Annotated in this window: 13 protein-coding genes; 3 read left to right on the forward strand and 10 right to left on the reverse strand. The window is 64.4% G+C overall.

All coding sequences use genetic code 11. The features are described 5' to 3' along the window. Nucleotides 1-6: 6 nt before the first annotated feature. A complete protein-coding gene (locus tag ACLEJW_RS16645; RefSeq protein WP_313459726.1) occupies nucleotides 7-903 on the reverse strand; it encodes a LysR family transcriptional regulator in 897 nt (298 codons plus the stop codon). Nucleotides 904-981: 78 nt separating this feature from the next. Further along, a complete protein-coding gene (locus tag ACLEJW_RS16650; protein ID WP_313459723.1) occupies nucleotides 982-1572 on the reverse strand; it encodes an NAD(P)H-dependent oxidoreductase in 591 nt (196 codons plus the stop codon). A 165-nt stretch (nucleotides 1573-1737) separates the two neighbouring features. On the opposite strand from ACLEJW_RS16650, the gene ACLEJW_RS16655 reads away from it, so the two are divergent. Next, a complete protein-coding gene (locus ACLEJW_RS16655; RefSeq protein ID WP_145188671.1) occupies nucleotides 1738-2052 on the forward strand; it encodes a putative quinol monooxygenase in 315 nt (104 codons plus the stop codon). Between the two features lie 214 nt (nucleotides 2053-2266). Beyond that, entirely contained in the window at nucleotides 2267-2611 is a 345-nt protein-coding gene (locus ACLEJW_RS16660; RefSeq protein ID WP_209865360.1) for a cupin domain-containing protein, read from the forward strand. Between the two features lie 54 nt (nucleotides 2612-2665). Here the strand turns inward: ACLEJW_RS16660 and mmsB are convergent, their stop codons facing one another. Together mmsB and ACLEJW_RS16670 are read right to left on the reverse strand one after the other, a co-directional pair. Then, nucleotides 2666-3556: a 3-hydroxyisobutyrate dehydrogenase gene (gene mmsB, locus ACLEJW_RS16665; protein WP_145188677.1), complete on the reverse strand. Its 891-nt coding sequence runs from the start codon at nucleotides 3554-3556 to the stop codon at nucleotides 2666-2668. A 10-nt stretch (nucleotides 3557-3566) separates the two neighbouring features. Then, nucleotides 3567-5093, reverse strand: coding sequence for a CoA-acylating methylmalonate-semialdehyde dehydrogenase (locus ACLEJW_RS16670; RefSeq protein ID WP_313297596.1), 1527 nt, complete (start codon nucleotides 5091-5093; stop codon nucleotides 3567-3569). Nucleotides 5094-5226: 133 nt separating this feature from the next. Here ACLEJW_RS16670 and ACLEJW_RS16675 point away from each other — a divergent pair, with 133 nt between their 5' ends. After that, entirely contained in the window at nucleotides 5227-6171 is a 945-nt protein-coding gene (locus ACLEJW_RS16675; protein WP_313297593.1) for a LysR family transcriptional regulator, read from the forward strand. Between the two features lie 36 nt (nucleotides 6172-6207). Here ACLEJW_RS16675 and ACLEJW_RS16680 read toward each other — a convergent pair whose 3' ends face one another. The 6 genes from ACLEJW_RS16680 to recC form a co-directional block, all read right to left on the reverse strand. Next, nucleotides 6208-6699 (reverse strand): OmpA family protein, encoded by a 492-nt coding sequence (locus tag ACLEJW_RS16680; protein WP_145188688.1) that lies wholly within the window; start codon nucleotides 6697-6699, stop codon nucleotides 6208-6210. 3 nt (nucleotides 6700-6702) lie between these two features. Beyond that, nucleotides 6703-7974, reverse strand: coding sequence for a diguanylate cyclase domain-containing protein (locus tag ACLEJW_RS16685; protein WP_313297588.1), 1272 nt, complete (start codon nucleotides 7972-7974; stop codon nucleotides 6703-6705). After that, complete coding sequence (locus ACLEJW_RS16690) at nucleotides 7971-8540, reverse strand: YfiR family protein (protein ID WP_145188694.1); 570 nt, start codon at nucleotides 8538-8540, stop codon at nucleotides 7971-7973. Before ACLEJW_RS16690 ends, ACLEJW_RS16685 begins: the two co-directional genes overlap by 4 nt. 98 nt (nucleotides 8541-8638) lie before the next feature. Continuing rightward, complete coding sequence (recD, locus tag ACLEJW_RS16695; RefSeq protein WP_440777914.1) at nucleotides 8639-10714, reverse strand: exodeoxyribonuclease V subunit alpha; 2076 nt, start codon at nucleotides 10712-10714, stop codon at nucleotides 8639-8641. Next, entirely contained in the window at nucleotides 10711-14382 is a 3672-nt protein-coding gene (gene recB, locus ACLEJW_RS16700) for an exodeoxyribonuclease V subunit beta (RefSeq protein ID WP_440777915.1), read from the reverse strand. Before recB ends, recD begins: the two co-directional genes overlap by 4 nt. Then, entirely contained in the window at nucleotides 14379-17843 is a 3465-nt protein-coding gene (gene recC, locus ACLEJW_RS16705; protein ID WP_440777916.1) for an exodeoxyribonuclease V subunit gamma, read from the reverse strand. Before recC ends, recB begins: the two co-directional genes overlap by 4 nt. Nucleotides 17844-17913: the final 70 nt, after the last annotated feature.

Below are 17913 nucleotides of genomic sequence, written 5' to 3' on the forward strand. Positions count from 1 at the left end.
GGCAACTCAGCAGGCGTACATGGCCAGCTTGCGCTGGATGAAATCGAGAAAGCATTGAATGCGCAGGGCCAGCTGGGTGTTGCGGTAGTACACCGCATGGATCGGCTGTCGATAGCCGTTGTTGGCCTCGCTGAGCAAGACCTTCAGGCGGCCTTGGCGGATGTCTTCGTGGGTCATGAAGTGCGACAGGCTGACGATGCCCTCCCCGGCCAGCGCCAACTGACGCAGCGTTTCGCCGCTGGAGGCGACCAGTGCCGGGCGGATGCGCCACTGATCGCCCTCGGCGTGGCGCAGCGGCCAGCGGTTGAGCGATTCGGGCTGACTGAAGCCGAGCAAGGTGTGCCCATGCAGATCCTCGACCCTTCGCGGCGTGCCGTGGCGTTGCAGGTATGCGGGACTGGCCAAGACCTGGACCGGGCTGCAACCCAGCGAACGGGCATGCAGGCTGGAGTCGGCCAGCTCACCGATGCGAATGGCCACATCGGTGCTCTGTTCGAGCAGGTCGATGATCAGGTCGTCGGTGTTGAGCTCCAGTTCGATGCCTGGGTACTGCCGGCGAAAGTCGCCGATCCACGGCACGATGGCATGCAGCATGAATGGCGCGGCGGCATTGATGCGCAGGCGCCCGGATGGGCTCTGGCGGCTCATCGATAGACGCTCCTCCATCTCGTCCATCTGCTCCAGCACCTTGCGCGCGCTGTCGAGAAACACCCGCCCCTCTTCGGTCAGGTCCATGCGCCGCGTGGTGCGATTGACCAGCGTAGTGCCCAGCTTGGCCTCCAGGCGTGACAGCGTGCGACTGACGGCAGACGGGGTCTGGCCAAGCTGCTCGGCGGCGGCGGAGATCGAGCCGCTGTCGATGACGGCGACGAACACCTGAAGTTCTTCTGAGCGGATTTTCACAGCAGGTCCTGGGGCGAATTGATGCTGGATTAGATAGCCGCTTGGCGGCAGCAAGTCCAGCCCGCCCGCGGCGATACGTTACCGGGCCTTGCCAAACACCTGCTGCAGATGCGCTCGATAGGCCGCCAAAGCTGCCGGCACATCCGGGCGCTTCATCACATCCACGGCCAGGAAGGTCGGCAGGCCGGTCATGCCAAGGAATTGGTTGGCCTTGTGGAATGGGAAATACACGGCATCCACGCCCTTGCCCTCGAAGAAATCCGCGGGGTCATCGAAAGCCTGCTGCGGCGCGTTCCAGGTCAGCGAGAGCATGTACTGCTTGCCCTGGATCAGGCCGCCGCTGCCGTATTTCTGGGTATGGTCCGAACGGGTGCGCCCATCGCTGGCGTACAGGCTGCCGTGACCTTCGGTGAACACTTCGTCGAGGTATTTCTTCACCGTCCACGGGGCACCCATCCACCAGCCGGGCATCTGATAGATGATCACATCGGCCCAGAGGAATTTCTCCACCTCGGCCTTGATGTCGTAGCCGCCGTCAATGAAGGTCTGTTGTACATCAAAGCCTGCATGGTCCAGATAGGCCAGTGCGGCATCGTGCAGGGTCTGGTTGAGTCGGCCATCGGAATGGGCGAATTGCTTGCCACCGTTGAGCAGAAGGATCTTTTTCATGCTGGCCTCCCCGGCCTGGTCAATCATCGAGGTCGGCAGGTTAGTGTTTCCGGTCACGCGGAAACAGCGCAGGCAGGGCAAATGACATTTGCCTGCAGATCAAGAATGATTCACCCATTGTTGCCTTAGAATTGGCTCACCTTCTGTTCACCGTGGAGATCCAGCATGAGCGAGCAACACGCCTTCATCCTTAAAGCCAAGACCCGTCCGGACATGGCTGACGCCTTCGAGACCCTGTTCCGCGCCTATGTCGAACCGAGCCGACAAGAACCCGGCTGCATCGAATACCACATGCTGCGCGACCAGCAGGACCCGACGCTGTTCGTGTTCTTCGAAGTCTGGGCCAGCAAAGCGGCACTGGACGAACATTCGGCCCTGCCGCACATGGCTGAATTCTTTGCCAAGCGCATGGAATACCTGGAGCGCGACTTCGACATCCAGCCCATCGTGATGCTCAGTGCCTCGTCTGCCAATCGGTGACGGCACAATGGCCAAGCGATAACGCTCGCAAGGCAGCAGAGGCCCAAAAACCTGAACCTAGCGAGTTCACCGCGCGATGTGGGAGGCTGCTCAGCGTACGGTAGGAAACATCGCTTAGCGCTTACAGACACTTAAGTGTCGAGCCCAGGCAACTGCAGCGGCGGGGATGGTCATAAGGTGGCGAGTCATTCAGCCAGTCACCAGGAGTTGTGCCATGTCCGATTTCATCACCGTCCTGCGCGAAACCTGCCCGACGCCGGTCGTGGACGCCACCAAGTGGAAGCGCATCGGCGGCGATCCGCACACCGTCAACCTCAACGCCTATCTGTCGGCCGATGGCAGCAAGATCATGGGCACGTGGATCTGCACGCCTGGCAAATTCGAGGTCAACTATGACAAGTGGGAGTTCTGCCACTTCCTCGACGGGTACTGCATCGTGACGCCGGAAGGTGAAGAACCCAAGCACTTGAAGGCCGGCGATGTGTTCGTGATCGAACCTGGGATGAAGGGTACCTGGGAAGTGGTCGAAACCGTGCGCAAGTATTTCGTCTTCGCCTGACGCTGTGAGCCGCTCGCTCCCTATCGCTGGAGCGAGCGTGCCAGGGGCCTTGCCTCAATCTTTCTTGCGATAGCCTTCGATGATCGCCGAGAAGTCCTTGCCGCCCTCGCCGCGCAGGCTCATGGCCTGGTACAGCTGCTGGGCCACCGCGCCGAGGATCACCGGCTGGTGCGCCTGTCGTGCGGCTTCGGTGGCCAGCCCCAGATCCTTGAGCATCAGTTCAGCGCCGAATCCACCGGTATAGCCGCGTGAGGCCGGGGCGGTCTCGATGATGCCCGGCCAGGGATTGTAGGTATCGGAGCTCCAGCAACGCCCGGTGGAACTGTTGATGATGCCGGCCAGCACCTGGGTATCGATGCCCAGGGCGTTGCCCAGGGCCATGGCTTCCGATACCCCGATCATCGAGATGCCGAGCAGCAGGTTGTTGCAGATCTTGGCGATCTGCCCAGTGCCTACGTCGCCGCAATGCACGATGTTACGGCCCATCTGCTTGAGCACCGGTTCCAGGGTGGCGAACAGCTCGGCGCTGGCGCCGACCATGAACGTCAACGTACCTGCCGCAGCCCCGCCAGTGCCGCCAGACACCGGCGCATCGCCCAAGTCCACACCCTTGGCAGCGGCGGCCTTGAACACCTCGCGGGCGGTCTGCGGGTCAATGGTGCTGCAGTCCACCGTCGGCGTACCGGGGCGAATACCGGCCAGCACGCCGTCTTCTTCATTGAGGTAGACCGCGCGCACATGCGCCGCTGCCGGCAGCATGGTGATGACCAGTTCGCTGTTCGCTGCAGCGTCCTTGGGCGAAGCGCTGACCTGCCCACCGAGCTCGGCAAGCTCCGCCAACACGCTCTGGTTGAGGTCGAACAGATGCAACTGGTGCCCAGCCTTGAGCAAATTACGGGCCATGGGCGCGCCCATGTTGCCCAAGCCGATGAATGCAATTCGCATGGCGTGCTCCTTAGCGCAGGCTGATGGTGGTGTTGACCCCGTCGTTGACGCTGTCGTCATCGAACCAGCGGGCGGTGACGGTCTTGGTCTGGGTGTAGAACTGCACCACCTGTTTGCCGTAAGGGCCGAGGTCGCCCAGCTTGGAGCCGCGCGAACCGGTGAAGCTGAAGAACGGTACCGGCACTGGAATCGGGATGTTGATGCCCACCTGGCCGATGTCGATTTCGCTCTGGAACTTGCGCGCCGCCGCCCCGCTCTGGGTAAACAGCCCGGTGCCGTTGCCGAACGGGTTGGCGTTGACCAGGGCGATGGCTTCATCAAGGGTGTCGACCTCAACGGTGACCAGCACCGGGCCGAAAATTTCCTGGGTGTACACCTGCATGTCGGTCTTGACCCCAGAGAACAGGGTTGGGCCGATGAAATTACCCTGCTCGTAGCCTGGGACCTGCACATCACGGCCATCGAGTTCGAGAGTGGCGCCTTGCGCGACGCCGCTTTCGATCAAGCTCAACACGCGCTCCTTGGCGCGCTTGGAAACGACCGGCCCGACATCCGTGCCCGGCTCGCAACCGGCATTGACCTTGAGCTTGCTGGCGGCGGCCTTGATATCCGGCAGCCACTCCCGGGCCTTGCCCACCAGTACTGCCACCGAGGTCGCCATGCAGCGTTGGCCGGCTGCGCCGAACGCGGCACCGACCAGCGCATTGATGGTTTGCGTGCGATTGGCGTCGGGCAGCACCACGGCGTGGTTCTTGGCGCCCATCATCGATTGCACACGCTTGCCGTGCTGACTGGCCAGGTTATAGACGTGGGTGCCGACCTCGGTCGAACCGACGAAGGAAATCGCCTTGATATCGCTGTGGGTACACAAGGCATCGACCACCTGCTTGCCGCCGTGCACCACGTTGAGCACACCGGCCGGCACCCCGGCTTCCAGCGCCAGCTCTACCAATAGCAGGGTCGACAGCGGATCCTGCTCGGAGGGTTTCAGGACAAAGGTGTTGCCACAGACGATGGCCATCGGGAACATCCACAGCGGGATCATCGCCGGGAAGTTGAACGGCGTGATGCCGGCGCATACGCCGATCGGCTGCCGCAGGGTGTAGGTGTCTACGCCGGAGGCCACGTTCTCGGCAAACTCACCCATCTGCAAGGTGCCGATGGAAGCGGCGTGCTCCACCACTTCCAGGCCTCGGAAAATATCGCCCTCGGCATCGGCGATGGTCTTGCCCTGCTCGGCGCTGAGGACTTGGGCGATGCGCTTGCTGTGCTCGCGAATCAACGCCTGCAGCTTGAGCATGATGCGCATGCGCGCGCCGATCGGGGTGTCGCGCCAGGTCTTGAAGGCGCGCTGGGCGGCAGCCACGGCAGCGTCCACTTCTTCGGCAGTGGCAAACGGTACCCGCGCCAGCACCGCCTGGGTTGCAGGGTTGACGATGTCGCGCCATTCGGTGGTCTGCGACTCGACCCACTGACCGTCGATCAGCAGCTTGGCCTGCTCGACCTTGGTCTGGTCCGGGGACTGGGGTGCGTTCATCTGCGTGCTCCTTGGAATTATTGTCAGGGCGAGAGCGTCAGCGCCGAACCCTTTGCACAGTGGCGCCGGGGGGCTTTTATCGAGTATAGATGTGCAAACATCCTACAAGAACGCACAAAAAAACCGGATCAACATGCAAAAAGACCTGACTTCCCTCAGTGCCTTGAACTGGGACGACCTGAAGTTCTTTCTTGAAGTGGCACGCACGCGCAAGGCCAGCAGCGCGGCCAAGCGCCTGGCGGTGGACTACACCACGGTGTCGCGCCGCATCACTTCGCTGGAAAGCGCGCTGGGCACCTTGCTGTTCGAGAAATCGCGCACCAGCGGCTTCGTCCTGACGGCCGAAGGGCAGCGATTGCTGGGCTATGCCGAGTCCATCGAAAGCACCCTGCACATGGCCTGCGAGCAGGTTTCAGGCTCGGGCGTGGCGCTGTCGGGGCATGTGCGGATGGGCTGCACCGAGGGCTTCGGCAGTTTCTTCGTTACCCCGCAACTGAGTCATTTCGTTGAAACCTACCCAGCGATCTCGGTCGACATCCTGCCGTTGCCGCACTTCATCAGCCTGTCCAAGCGCGAAGCGGACATCGTCATCGCCCTGGAGCGACCCGAGCATGGGCCGTATGTGTGCTGCAAGCTGTGCGACTACCGCCTGCGGCTGTATGCGACGCAGGATTACCTCGACCGCCACGCGCCGATCGAGCAGGTCAGCGACCTGAATGGGCATCCGTTCATCAGCTACGTCGACGACCTGGCCTTCAGTTCCGAGCTGCTGTACCTGGCCAACCTGATGCCCAATGCCAATGCCCGCCTGCGCAGCACCAGCGTCATCGCCCAGTACACGGCAGCGCTGCAGGGCCGCGGCCTGGCGATATTGCCGTGTTTCCTGGCGGCGCAGGATGCGCGCCTGGTGACCGTGCTGCCCGAGCAGATCGACGTGACCCGGCAATTCTGGATGTACTGCCGCGAAGACTTGCGCAAGCTCAAGCGCATCACCCTATTGTGGGATTACATCCGCCAGGTCACCGAGGCCAATACACCGCTGTTGATGGGCGATGCGGGTGAGCTGCGTTTTGCTTGAGCGCAGGCGGCGCAACGGCGCAGACGTGATGCCCCTTTAGTAGGAGGCCACCACGATCGACACCCGGCGATTCTCAGTGCGGCCGGCGCTGGTACGGTTATCCGCCACCGGCTGCGTGCTGCCCAGGCCGCGCGTGCGGATGTTCTGCGCTGGCATGCCGACGGCGATCAGCGCATTGGCCACGCTCTGGGCACGGCGTTCGGACAGCAATTGGTTGTACGAGGCCTTGCCCGAGGCATCGGCATGGCCATCGACGCGCACGCCGGCGATGCCAACCTCCAGCAGCGCCCGGCCGATACGCTCGACGATGGCCCGGCTGGCGCTGTTGAGGCTGTCCAGGTCACTGCCGAACAGCACCTTGCCGGACAGGTCGAATGCCCAGCCCTCTTCGGTCGGGGCGAAGCCCTCACGCTTGAGCACGGCGATCTGCTCGGCGGTCAAGCCCTTGGGAGGCGTGCTCTGGCAACCTGCCAGGGCCACTACCGCCATGCACATCAATAGCAAAGAAAAACGCAAACGCTGGATCACGGTTCAGCTCCTGTCGGTGAAATCAGCGGCGCAGCGTTCCGTCTGCGCCGCCTGCCATTGGCCGCGCCGTTCGCGCTTGGCCTGGTACATCGCCGCATCGGCGGCATTGAGAAGACTGGCGGGGTCAGCGCCATCGTCCGGGTAATAAGCGATACCGACACTCAGCGAGGTGCTCAGGCTCTGGCCGTTGTCGAGCAGCATCGGCAACTGCATGCTGGCAATGATCTTGTCGGCGATGCGTTCGGCGTCCTGGCGCGCATGCAGTGGGGTCAGCAGCACGGCGAACTCGTCGCCACCCAGGCGCGCCACCAGGTCGTGCTCGCGCAGTTGCGCACGCACCCGGTCAGCAACGTTGACCAGCACCTGATCGCCCACGGCGTGGCCGAGGCTGTCATTGATCTGCTTGAAGTGATCACTGTCGAGGAACAGCACTGCCAGGTGGTCTTGCTGGCGCGCGGCATTGCGCAAGCTGCGGCTGAGGCGGCCTTCGAAGAACGCGCGGTTGGGCAGGCCGGTGAGGCTGTCGTGACTGGCCTGATGGGCAAGCGTGGCGTTTTCGCTTTGCAGGTGGCTGTGCCAGACCTCGAGTTCGTCGAGCAGCGCATTGAAGTCATGGCCCAGTTCGTTGAGCTCGGCAATCGGCGCTTCCGGCACGCGCCGGTCGAAGCTGCGCTCGCGGCGCGCGGCATGGGCGACGCTGGCCAGGCTGCGCAGTGGCCGCACGATATCGCCCAGCAGGCGCCGCGACAGGTACAAGGCGACGAAGGCGCTAAGCGCCGTGCACAGCAAGATCCCGCCCAAGCCGCTAAGCAGGAACAGCAGCAAGCTGCGCCCCTGGCCGACCAGCTCGATGTGCCCGACCTTCTGTTGCTGGTGCAGGATCGGCAAATGGATCGGCTCATCGAGCAAGGTGCTGGCCACCTGCGTTTCGAGGTGGCCGAGCACGCCCTCATCGCTGCGTTGCCAATGCGCCAGCTGTTCGCCGTCGTTGTTGAAGACCTTGGCTTCGGCGACCTCTTCGCTGCGTGCAATCAACGCCAGCGCCTCGTTGGCGGCGGCGCTGTCGTCGAACACCACCGCGGCCTCGACGGTGTAATTGATCGAGCGGGCGATCAGATGCAGGTTGTGATTGGCGTAGACGCGCAGCACCAGCACGCCGAGCAAGGTCAACGAAATACCTGCCAGGCCCACGGCCAACAGGGCCACGCTCAGATGCCCACGGCCAAGCACCGAGCGCAGGGTCGGGCGCACGCCGGGCTTCTTCGCAGGCTTCATGGCTGGCTCCCGCGCCGGCGCGAAAGCTGCAGCACGCTGGGGTGAATACGCACCCCCGAGCGCGCCACCGAATCGAGGTTGACCTCGAAGGCGACCTGTTCGTCACCGATGCGCAGGCAGAACAGACTACCGACCGTGCACGGATCGTCTGCTTCGCTGATGCTCAGCACCGGTCGCCCGCTGATGGACTGGAACAGGCGCTGGCGCTGGGCGCCGTCGAGCTTGCCGATGTACAGGGCATCGCAGGCCTGAGCGACCTGGGCGTCGTCGGCGAGCAAGCGGCGCACCTGCAGGGGCTGACCGGAATTCTGCACATTGCCTTTGATCAGGTCATCGGCATATTCGGTCGGCCCGACCAGGCACAGGCGCAAGGGCACCGGTTCGCTGGGCCAACGGGCATAGCTGAGAATACCCAGCACCACCTGGGTCACCGCCTTGGCGCGCTGCTGCACCTGCGCCGCGCTGGCCGCCGTCTGGGCCTGCGCCAGGGTGGCGGATAACGACAAGATAGCCAGCAACAGCAGCAAGAACGCACCGCCTGTCAACCGCTCCTTGGCCACTGTCATGTGAGAATTCTCTCAAATCCTGTCTGAATTCGGCGCAAAGATAGCACAACGCTGGCTAGCTGGAGGAGCGCGCCCTGTCGCACACGCTGCGCATCAGGTCACAGCTGTTCGAGCATGAGTCCGGAAATGCGCCGCACCTTCCGCCGCACTGCCTCTTCGAAGACCCCCTGACGTGGCTCGATCAGGCTGAAACAGTGCTTGGCGCGGGTGATCCCGGTATAGACCAGCTCCTTGGTCAGCACCGGGTTCAGCGCATCGGGCAGCACCAGCGCCGTGTGGCTGAATTCCGAGCCCTGGGACTTGTGCACGGTCATGGCGAAGACGGTCTCGACCTCGTTGAGGCGGCTGGGCAGGATGAAACGCACGCCACCGTTGCCATCGTTGCGCGGGAAGGCCACCCGCAACAATGCCTCGCCATGCTCGTCGGGCAGGCGCAGGGCAATGCCGATGTCGCCGTTCATCAAGCCCAGGCCGTAGTCGTTGCGCGTGACCAACACGGGCCGGCCCTCGTACCAGGGCTGCTGATTATCGATCAGCCCGGCACTGTGCAACACCCTCGCAACGCGCTCGTTCAGCCCTTCAACACCCCAGGGGCCACGGCGCACTGCGCACAACAGCTGGAAATCTTCGAAGCTGAGCAGCACCCTGGCGGCCCACTGCTCCCAGCGCGGATCGTCGAACGCCGTCCCGGGCGGCGGCCGGTGGCGGCCAATGGCGCGCAGGTAACTGCGATAGCCTTGCGGCCCGTCATCGCCGCGATTCAGACCGTCGAGGATCAAGCGGTCGAATGCACGATCCTGCTCGCCACGCAGGGCCAGGGCGAAGACGTCAGGCGGCGGCATGCTGAGCAGATCGCGAGCCGCCTGGTGTTGCTGGCGGTTGACCAGGCGGGCCAGTTGGCCGATGCCACTGCCCTCGCCGAAGCGCCTTGAAAAGCGCAGCATCACGACCTGCTGCGACAGCGGGTTGTGTTGCTCATCGCCGGGCGTGAGCCCGCTGTTAGCCAGTGACTGCCCACCGATCTGCTCCAGCCAGGCCTGGGTCGCCGGTGAATAGCAGCCCTCCTCGGCATCGCGGCACAGATCACCGAGTACCGCGCCGGCCTCGACCGAGGCCAATTGGTCCTTATCCCCCAGCAGCACCAGACGGGCCATGGCTGGCAGCGCCGCAAGCAGATTGGCCATCATCTCCAGATCGATCATCGAAGCTTCGTCGACCACCAGCACGTCCAGTGGCAATGGGTTGCCGGCGTGATGACGAAAATGCCGCGAGCCCGGGCGGCTGCCGAGCAACCGGTGCACCGTGCTGACATCGGTCGGGATCTGCTCGCGCACCGTGGCGCTGACTTGCAAGCGTTCGACTTGCTGCCCAATCGACTCGGTCAGGCGCGCAGCCGCCTTGCCGGTGGGGGCTGCCAGGCGAATGCGCAGTGGCCTGCCCTGCTCGACCGCAGGCGCCTGCAGCAGGGCCAGCAAGCGCACCACGGTGGTGGTCTTGCCGGTGCCGGGGCCGCCGGTGATGATGCTGAAACCTGCACGCGTGGCCAAGGCACAGGCCAGTTTCTGCCAATCCACCTGGCCGGCAAGGGCACCTTGGTCGAACAATTGAGACAGACGCTGGGCAAGGTCCGTCGGCGCTGCATCGCTGTGGCTCAGGCGTTGGCGCAGGTTGTGGTCGACCTGTCGCTCGTAGCGCCAGTAGCGCCGCAGGTACAAGCGCTGACCGCTCAGCACCAGCGGGCGCGCTTGTTCAGCCAGCTGGTCGCCCTGCGCCACCAGCGGGCTGGCGGCGATGCGCTGCAACCAGGTGGGCAACTCGAGCTCGGCCAGCAGTTGTGACGGCAGCAGCAATGGACCGCCCAGGGCATCGCCTTCGGGCGGCAGCGACAGGGCGAAATCCGGCTCCGCCAGGGTCTGGCCCAGATCGAGGCAGACGTGGCCGTGGCCCAGTTGATGGCTGGCCAGCGCCGCGGCCAGCAACAGCAACGGATCACTGCCGGGGGCGCGCTCCTCCAGAAAAGTCACGAAGGCGCGGTCCAGCGCGCGCAGCCAGCCCCGTTCGACCCAACGATCGAGCAACTGCAGCAGGTCGGCGCTGTTGCGCTGAGGTGCCAGGGCGAGCAGATGCTCGGCGTGCAATGGGCTGGGCAAAAGATCGTCAAGGCGGCGGCTCATGGCGCGACTCCGGCAAACAGGTCCTGCTGTTCAGGCTGATGCAGCCCGCGAAACAGTGCATCGAGGCTTTCGATCAGCTCGCGCGGCGGCTTGGCGAAATAGATGCCGTGGCCACTGCTGCTGGCACCGCGCAGGAAGATGAACAGCGCGCCGCCGACATCGCGGTCGTAGTCATAGTCGGCGAGCCGCGCCCGCAGCTGGCGGTGCAAGGCCAGCAGGTAGAGGACGTACTGCAAATCGTAGCGGTGCTCGAGGATCGCCCCCTGCATGGCCAAGGCGTCGTACGCCATGAGGTCCGGGCCAAGCCAGTTGGACTTGTAATCCACCACGTAGTAGCGCCCGTCCAGCTCATAGGCGAGGTCGATGAAACCCTTGAACATGCCATTGAGCAAGGTCGGCTGGGCTACCGGGCGCGCCGCGCCGCCATGGGTGTGGCGGGCGACCAGGTAATCGAGTTGCGCAGCATCGACGTTGTGGCTGGCGAACCAGAACTCCATCTCGATCTGATAGCGCTCAAGCTTGGCCAGGGTCAGAGTGCTGTCGCCAACTGGCAGGGCTTGGTTGAGCAGGTGCTCGAGCCATTGGCTGAGCGCCGGGATCCAGCCGGTCCAGTCGCGACGATTGCAGCGCTGGCCGACGGTGCGCTCGATCAGCGCGGGACTGCCTGCAACCTCGCCGAACCCCTCGCGCCCTGCCCATTCCAGCAAGCCATGCAGAAACGTGCCGGGGTTCGGGCCGCGCGGGAAGCGATGGATATCACCCCCCTCTGCCGGCACCTCGCGCAGCAGTTGCGTATCGACCCGTTCATCGTCGAACAGCTGCTGGGCTTGTGAACTGTCGGCGCCCAAGGTTTGCTCGCCGACGCGCAGGGCGCTGTAGGAGGCGATCCACCAATGCTCGGCGGCGGCACGCCGTGGCTTGCGTGCCGGCAACAGCTCACGCTCGGTCTGGGCGGCGCGGTAGCGCTCGTCGCTCGCCGGCGGCAATGGCAGGCAGGCGATGTCTTCGCAGCCGGCGCGCAAGTCGTCCAGCCAACCTTGCAGGGCGGGTGAGTCCGTCAGCGCTGCGCCGCCGCCCAGCAGATAACCGATCGCCGAGCGGTGTAGCTGAGACTGCTTCTGGCTGCCCCGCTTGAGATCGGCCAGGCCAAGCCAGCAGGCGTACTGCGCGCGCGTCAGGGCGACGTACAACAGGCGCAGGTCTTCGGCCAGGCGCTCGTCGTCGGCCAGGGCGATCTGCTCGGCAGTGGGGGTGAGGGTCAGTTGCGCATGGCCCTGGTTGTCGTGCCAGGCCAGCGGCAGGCGGCTGCCGTCCACCGGCTTGCTGGTGCAGATGAAGGGCAGGTAGACCAGCGGGTATTCCAGGCCCTTGGATTTGTGGATCGTGACCACTTTGACCAGCTGCTCATCGCTTTCCAGGCGCAGGATCTGCTCCTCACCCGCTTGCCCGGAACTGGACAGCTGCTCGGCCAGGTGACGGATCAAGGCCTGTTCGCCGTCCAGCTCACCCGCCGCTTGTTGCAACAGTTCGGCCAGGTGCAGCAGGTTGGTCAACACCCGTTCGCCGTCGCTGCGGCCGATGAGCGTGCGCGGCAGCTGGAAGTCGTGCAGCAGGTGCCGCAGCATCGGCAGCACGCCCTGACGCTGCCAGATGTCGCGGTAGCGGCGAAAGCGCATGACCCAGCCTTCCCAGACCCGCTCGTCCTGGTTGAGCTGGTCGAGTTCGGTCAGCGACAGCGCCAGGGTAAGGCTGGCCAGCGCAGCTTTGAGCAGACGTTCGGAATCGGGCTCGGCGCAGGCCTTGAGCCAGGCCAGCAAGTCATGGGCTTCCTGGGCGGCGAACACGGAGTCTTTGTCGGAAAGGTACACGCTGCGCACATCGCGCGCCGCCAGCTCGCTGCGCACCAGCTGCGCTTCATGGCCATCGCGCACCAGGATGGCGATGTCCGATGGCAGGCACGGGCGCAGCTCGCTCTCGCCGCCCTTGAAACCGGTCACCCCGCGCTGACCGCCGCTGAGCATCTGCACGATATGGCTCGCGCAACTGGCGGCCAGCTGCTGGCGGTACAGGCCGCTGGAGACCGGCTCGTCACTGGGCAATTGCCAGCATTGCAGCGCCGCACAGGGTTCATTGTCGATCAGCAGCTGAGCGTCACGGCCTTTGGCGTGCACTTCGACGAACGGCAGCGGGTTGTCGTCGGCTTCCCGAAACAGGAAAGCGCCCCTGCCTTGCGTGCGGGTTTCCGCTTGCAGGAACACGCGGTTGACCGCCGCGACCATGGCCTGGCTCGAGCGGTAGTTGGTGTCGAGGCTGTGCAAGCGGCCGGTGGTCGCGCGTCGGGCAGCCAGGTAGGTGTGAATATCGGCGCCGCGAAAGGCATAGATCGCCTGTTTGGGGTCGCCGATCATGAACAGGCCGGTTTCGGCGCGGTTTGCGTCGATGTGGTAGATGCGTTCGAAGATGCCGTATTGCACCGGGTCGGTGTCCTGGAATTCATCGATCAGGGCCACTGGAAACTGTTCGCGGATCAAGGCCGCCAGGCGCTCACCGGCGTCCGAACTCAACGCCTGTTGCAGGCGCACCAGCATGTCGTCGAAACCCATTTCCGCGCGGCGGCGCTTCTCTACCTCGAAGCGCGCTGCCACCCAGGCGGCTGCATGCTCGAGCACCGGCGCATGCGGGCTCGCCAAGCCCTGCAACTGGCCTTGCAGGTCGGCCATGGCATGCAGGGCCGGGTGCTCGGGTGGATCGCCGACCTTCCAGGCCTCAGTCATGCCGGCGCGGGTGAGGCGGATGAAACCTGTACCGAGGTCAAGTTCGGTGGCCTGCTCGTCCAGCGCCCAGTGGCGCAGCTTGTCGAACCAGGGGTCGAAGAAGCGCGCCTGCAACTTGCGACCGTCGGCTTGCTTGGCCGCCACCGCGTCACGGCAGATCTGCTGCAGTTCATCGGCCCACTGCGCCCAGGGCGCCTTGAGCGTGCTCAACTGCTCGAGGCGGTGTTGCAGCGCCGCGTCGATCAGCGCTTGCAGCGGGGTTTCGTCGAGCTGCGCGCGCACCCGGCCGAACAGCGGGCGTATTTGCGCCAGCAAGGCGTCGGGGCTGACCCAATGACTACGCACCCAGTCCAGTGCCTGGCCGTGCATGCCATAGCAGAAGCGGCGCCAGTAATCGCGCATGACCTGGCCGAGCAAATCGCTGTGGTCGGTTTCCAGGCTTTGGGTGAACAGGCTGCCGCTGTCGAATGCGTGTTCGCGCAGCATGCGCTGGCACCAGCCGTGGATGGTCGACACCGCCGCTTCGTCCATCCATTGCACGGCCACTTCCAGGCGGTTGGCACAGCGTGGCCAGTGCTCTTGGGCATAGTCGTCACGCAGTTGCTGCAGCAACGGGTCGGCAGCCTCCAGCTCACCGCGGAAGAAGCGCGCGGCCTCGGCCAGCCGCGCACGGATGCGCTCACGCAGCTCCTTGGTGGCGGCATCGGTGAAGGTCACCACCAGGATCTGCGGCGGCAGCAACTCGCGCCCGAAGCCCTGTGCAGCGCCGTGGCCGAGAATCAGGCGCAGGTACAGCGCGGAAATGGTAAAGGTCTTGCCCGTGCCAGCGCTCGCTTCGATCAGCTGGCTGCCGTGCAGGGGAAAATTCAAAGCCAGGGGGCGGGCCTGGGTCATGCTCGACTCTCCGGATTGCCCAGGGCCTGCCACGCGGCGCTGAACAGGGGGCGGTACAGGGTTTCACACCAGCCTTCGAAGGTTTCGTCGGCCGTCAGGGCGGCAAAGTCGCGGAACTGTCGGGCCAGCGCAAGGCTTTCGCTGCGCTCGCCGAAACTGTTGCGCCCATCGCCCTCGTAAGCCCGTGCAGCGGCGGCCAGCGCTTTGTCCGGGTCTGGCTGGGCGAGCCAGGCGAAAGCGGTCTTGGCTGCGACCGGCAGCGGTGCGTTCATCGCCGCCTGACGCGCGACCAGCAGTTGCCCAAGCTGTTCGCTGGCCTCGGCTTGGGGCAAGGGGTCGAGCAGCAGGGTCAGGTCGCTGGCCAACAGCGCCGTGTGCAACGGGTAACCCGCCGCGCAGGCTGCCAGGTGCATCACCCAGCTGGGAATGAGTCGGTGCCACTTGAGGCCGTTGCGCCCGGCGCTGATGGTGTTGGGGATGGTGGTGATGCTCAACAGGCTCTGATCGGCGGCCTGATGCACGCGGCCGAGCCAGCCTTCGAGCCGATGGGCAGCGTGCTCGAAGTGAATCGGCAGGGCGCCATCGACCACCGTTGGCCAGCGCTGCAGCAACTGGGTGTGGCGCTGCAGCAGATCAGGCAGCGGCTGGATCAGTTCGGCTTGCAGCCGCTCGCCGAAACCTGCCAGGGGCAAAACGCCGCAAGCCTGTAGCCGACGGGCCTGCACCTGCAACGCCTGTTCGGCGTTATCCGGGTCGCTCAGTGCGGCGCTCAGCAGCAGTTCGCTGGCGCCGTAACGCTGCAGGGCATCGAGCACGAAGGGTTCTTCGTCAGGTATTGGCGCAGACAGGGCTTCAAAGAAGACTTTCAGTCGCTGACTGAAGAAGTGCTTGACCGGGTGGCGCAAGAAGTCTTGCAACAGGATCAGCGTCAGCGCTTCCTGGCTTTCATAAGGCGCCAGGCTGAGCGGCCGCCGGGGCATCTCGGTGTGGGGCTGATGCAACAGGTGCCATTCGTGGGCATAACTGAACAGCGGGCTGCCTTTCTCGAAATAACGGGCACTGAACGGTTGCAGGGGATGCTCCTGGGTCAATGCGTGCAACAGGCGCTGGCCATCGGCATCGCCTTTGAGTCGCCAACCTGCTGCCAGGTGGTCACGCAGCTGGCCGATCAATACCGATGCGGGGCGTTCGCTGTTGTCGCGGATGCTGCGGCCGACCCAGCTGATATAGAGTTGGTCGCGGGCAGACAACAGCGCCTCGAGCAGCAGGTAGCGGTCATCTTCGCGCCGCGAGCGGTCGCCAGGGCGGTAGTCGCTGGCCATCAAGTCGAAATCCAGCGGCGGTTGCGCACGTGGATAGTCACCATCGTTCATGCCAAGCAGGCAGACGACCCGAAACGGGATCGCGCGCATTGGCATCAGGGTGCAGAAGTTTACCGATCCAGCGAGAAAACGCTGGGACAGCTTGCCCTCGTCCAGCCCCGACAGCCAGGCCTCGCGGATCACCGTCAGCGGCAGCTGGTCTTGCAGGCCGACGGTTTCGCACACCTCCAGCCAGCGGTCACGCAGCTCTTGCAGTTGCAGCAGCAGGAACTCGTCGTGTTCCTCCTCAGCCTGGAAGAACACCTGCAGCAAGGCATTCAGGCGCTCGCCCCACTCGTTGGCCGTGGCCGGCTCCGACAACGTCTGGTTAGCGACCTCTAGGGCGTCGAGCAATGCTACCAACGGGCCGATCAATGCCGCGTCCAGTCCGCCAATCTCGTCGTAAGGCTCGATGCCATCGCAGCCTTCACCCATGCCCACCGCATACCCGAGCAGCATGCGTCGCAGGCCGAAACGCCAACTGTTCTGCTCCAGGCCCTCCGGTAGCCCGAGGCTGGCACGCTGGTCGGCATTCAGGCCCCAGCGGATTCCGGCGCCCTCGATCCAACGGTGCAGCGTGGGCAGGTCGCTTTCGCGAATGGCGAAGCGTGCACGTAGCGCGGGGACATCGAGCAGGTCGAGCACTTCGCTGACGGCGAAGCGACTCTCCGGCAGTTTCAGCAGGTGCTCGAGCGCAATTAGCAGCGGGTCGCGCCCGCGCTGCCCCTGGTCAGTCAGGGTAAAGGGGATGTAGCGCGGATCGTTGCGCCCTAGCTGTCCGAACACGGCGCGAATGTGTGGGGCGTAGGTATCGATGGCGGGCAGCATGACGATGACATCGCGCGGGCGCAGGGTTGGGTCGGCGCTGAAACGGGCCAGAAGCTGGTCATGCAGGATCTCGACTTCACGCTGCGGGCTGTGGGCTACGTGAAAACGCACGGAGCGATCTTTGCCGAAATCGACCGCTGGCCAGCGCTCGCGGGTTTCGGCAAGCGGGCGCAGTTCGAGAATATCGTCCTGCAGCTGATTGAGCAGCGTGGTGGGCTCGCTGTCGCTGAACAGGTCGATGCGCCCGTCGCTGAATACGCCCTGGTAGCTGCCGGGGTTGTCGTAGCTATCGAGCAAGTTGATGTAGTCGCGGCCCTGCTTGCCCCAGGCAGCCAGCAGCGGATGAGCGTGCTGGTGCAGCGACTCGTCGTCCAACTGCAGCGGCATGCCTTGCTTGCGCTGCTGGCGCTTGTATTGGTGGCGGAGCAGGTCCTTGTCGGCGACGATGTCTGCCCAGTGGTGGCGACAGGGGTTGTGCACGCACAGCAGCACCTGGCTGAATCGGGCCAGGCCCGCCAGTGCTTCCAGGGCCTGGGCCGGCAGCGAGGAGATGCCGAAGACGATGACGCGCGAGGGCAGCCCGCGAGGAGCGGCATCCAGGCTGTGAATGCGCTCCATGAAGCGCTGGTGCACCCCGGCCCGGCTCTGCGCCATTCCCTGCGCGCCAACGTCCTCGAGCAAAGCCTGCCACAACTCGGCCTGCCAGCGATTGCCGGGCGCCAAAGGCTTGCGCTCACCGCGTGCGCTATTGATGAAATGGGCACCGGTAGCCCAGTCCTTGAGCCAGTCAGCGCGATAGACCTGATACTGGTCGAAAAGATCAGCCAGGCGCTCGGCCAGTTGGTAGCGCTTGCGCAGGTCACCGTCATCCAGCAGAAAACGGCGCAGGGGCTCGAAATGCGGGCGCTCGACCAGGGCCGGCAACAGGCGCATCAGACGCCAGGTCAAGGGCGCCTTGTCGAGCAGCGACACCTCCGGGATTTCATCGCGTCCGAGTACTTTTCGGTACAGCTGCCACATGAAGCTACCGGGGAGTTGCACTTCGATGGCGGCGGCGATCCCGCATCCACCTGAGTCGTCATCTTGAGGATCCTCGGCGAGCGCCAGTTTCAGCCACTGGGCAATACCGTTGCTCTGTACCAGGGCGATTTCGTTTTCCAACGGTGCCAGCGGATAGCGTCGCATCCAACTCACGACCAGGCTGCGCAGGTCGTCCAGGCGATTGCCGTGGACGATCATGAAACCAGGTTGCAGTGAGGAGGCGGCAGGCATGGAGAATTTCCTGGAGGATGATGGGGAACCATATCACGGCTGATCGCCAAGACAGGTTCGCAGAACCAGA

This window comes from Pseudomonas sp. SMSB3 (assembly GCF_052041965.1).
Classification (GTDB): domain Bacteria; phylum Pseudomonadota; class Gammaproteobacteria; order Pseudomonadales; family Pseudomonadaceae; genus Aquipseudomonas.

Coding starts and splice junctions, on each gene's coding strand:
- ACLEJW_RS16650 (WP_313459723.1), bottom strand. CDS start 1,572: ATGAAAAAGATCCTTCTGCTCAACGGTGGCAAGCAATTCGCCCATTCC.
- ACLEJW_RS16655 (WP_145188671.1), top strand. CDS start 1,738: ATGAGCGAGCAACACGCCTTCATCCTTAAAGCCAAGACCCGTCCGGAC.
- ACLEJW_RS16660 (WP_209865360.1), top strand. CDS start 2,267: ATGTCCGATTTCATCACCGTCCTGCGCGAAACCTGCCCGACGCCGGTC.
- mmsB (WP_145188677.1), bottom strand. CDS start 3,556: ATGCGAATTGCATTCATCGGCTTGGGCAACATGGGCGCGCCCATGGCC.
- ACLEJW_RS16670 (WP_313297596.1), bottom strand. CDS start 5,093: ATGAACGCACCCCAGTCCCCGGACCAGACCAAGGTCGAGCAGGCCAAG.
- ACLEJW_RS16675 (WP_313297593.1), top strand. CDS start 5,227: ATGCAAAAAGACCTGACTTCCCTCAGTGCCTTGAACTGGGACGACCTG.
- ACLEJW_RS16685 (WP_313297588.1), bottom strand. CDS start 7,974: ATGAAGCCTGCGAAGAAGCCCGGCGTGCGCCCGACCCTGCGCTCGGTG.
- ACLEJW_RS16690 (WP_145188694.1), bottom strand. CDS start 8,540: ATGACAGTGGCCAAGGAGCGGTTGACAGGCGGTGCGTTCTTGCTGCTG.
- recD (WP_440777914.1), bottom strand. CDS start 10,714: ATGAGCCGCCGCCTTGACGATCTTTTGCCCAGCCCATTGCACGCCGAG.
- recB (WP_440777915.1), bottom strand. CDS start 14,382: ATGACCCAGGCCCGCCCCCTGGCTTTGAATTTTCCCCTGCACGGCAGC.
- recC (WP_440777916.1), bottom strand. CDS start 17,843: ATGCCTGCCGCCTCCTCACTGCAACCTGGTTTCATGATCGTCCACGGC.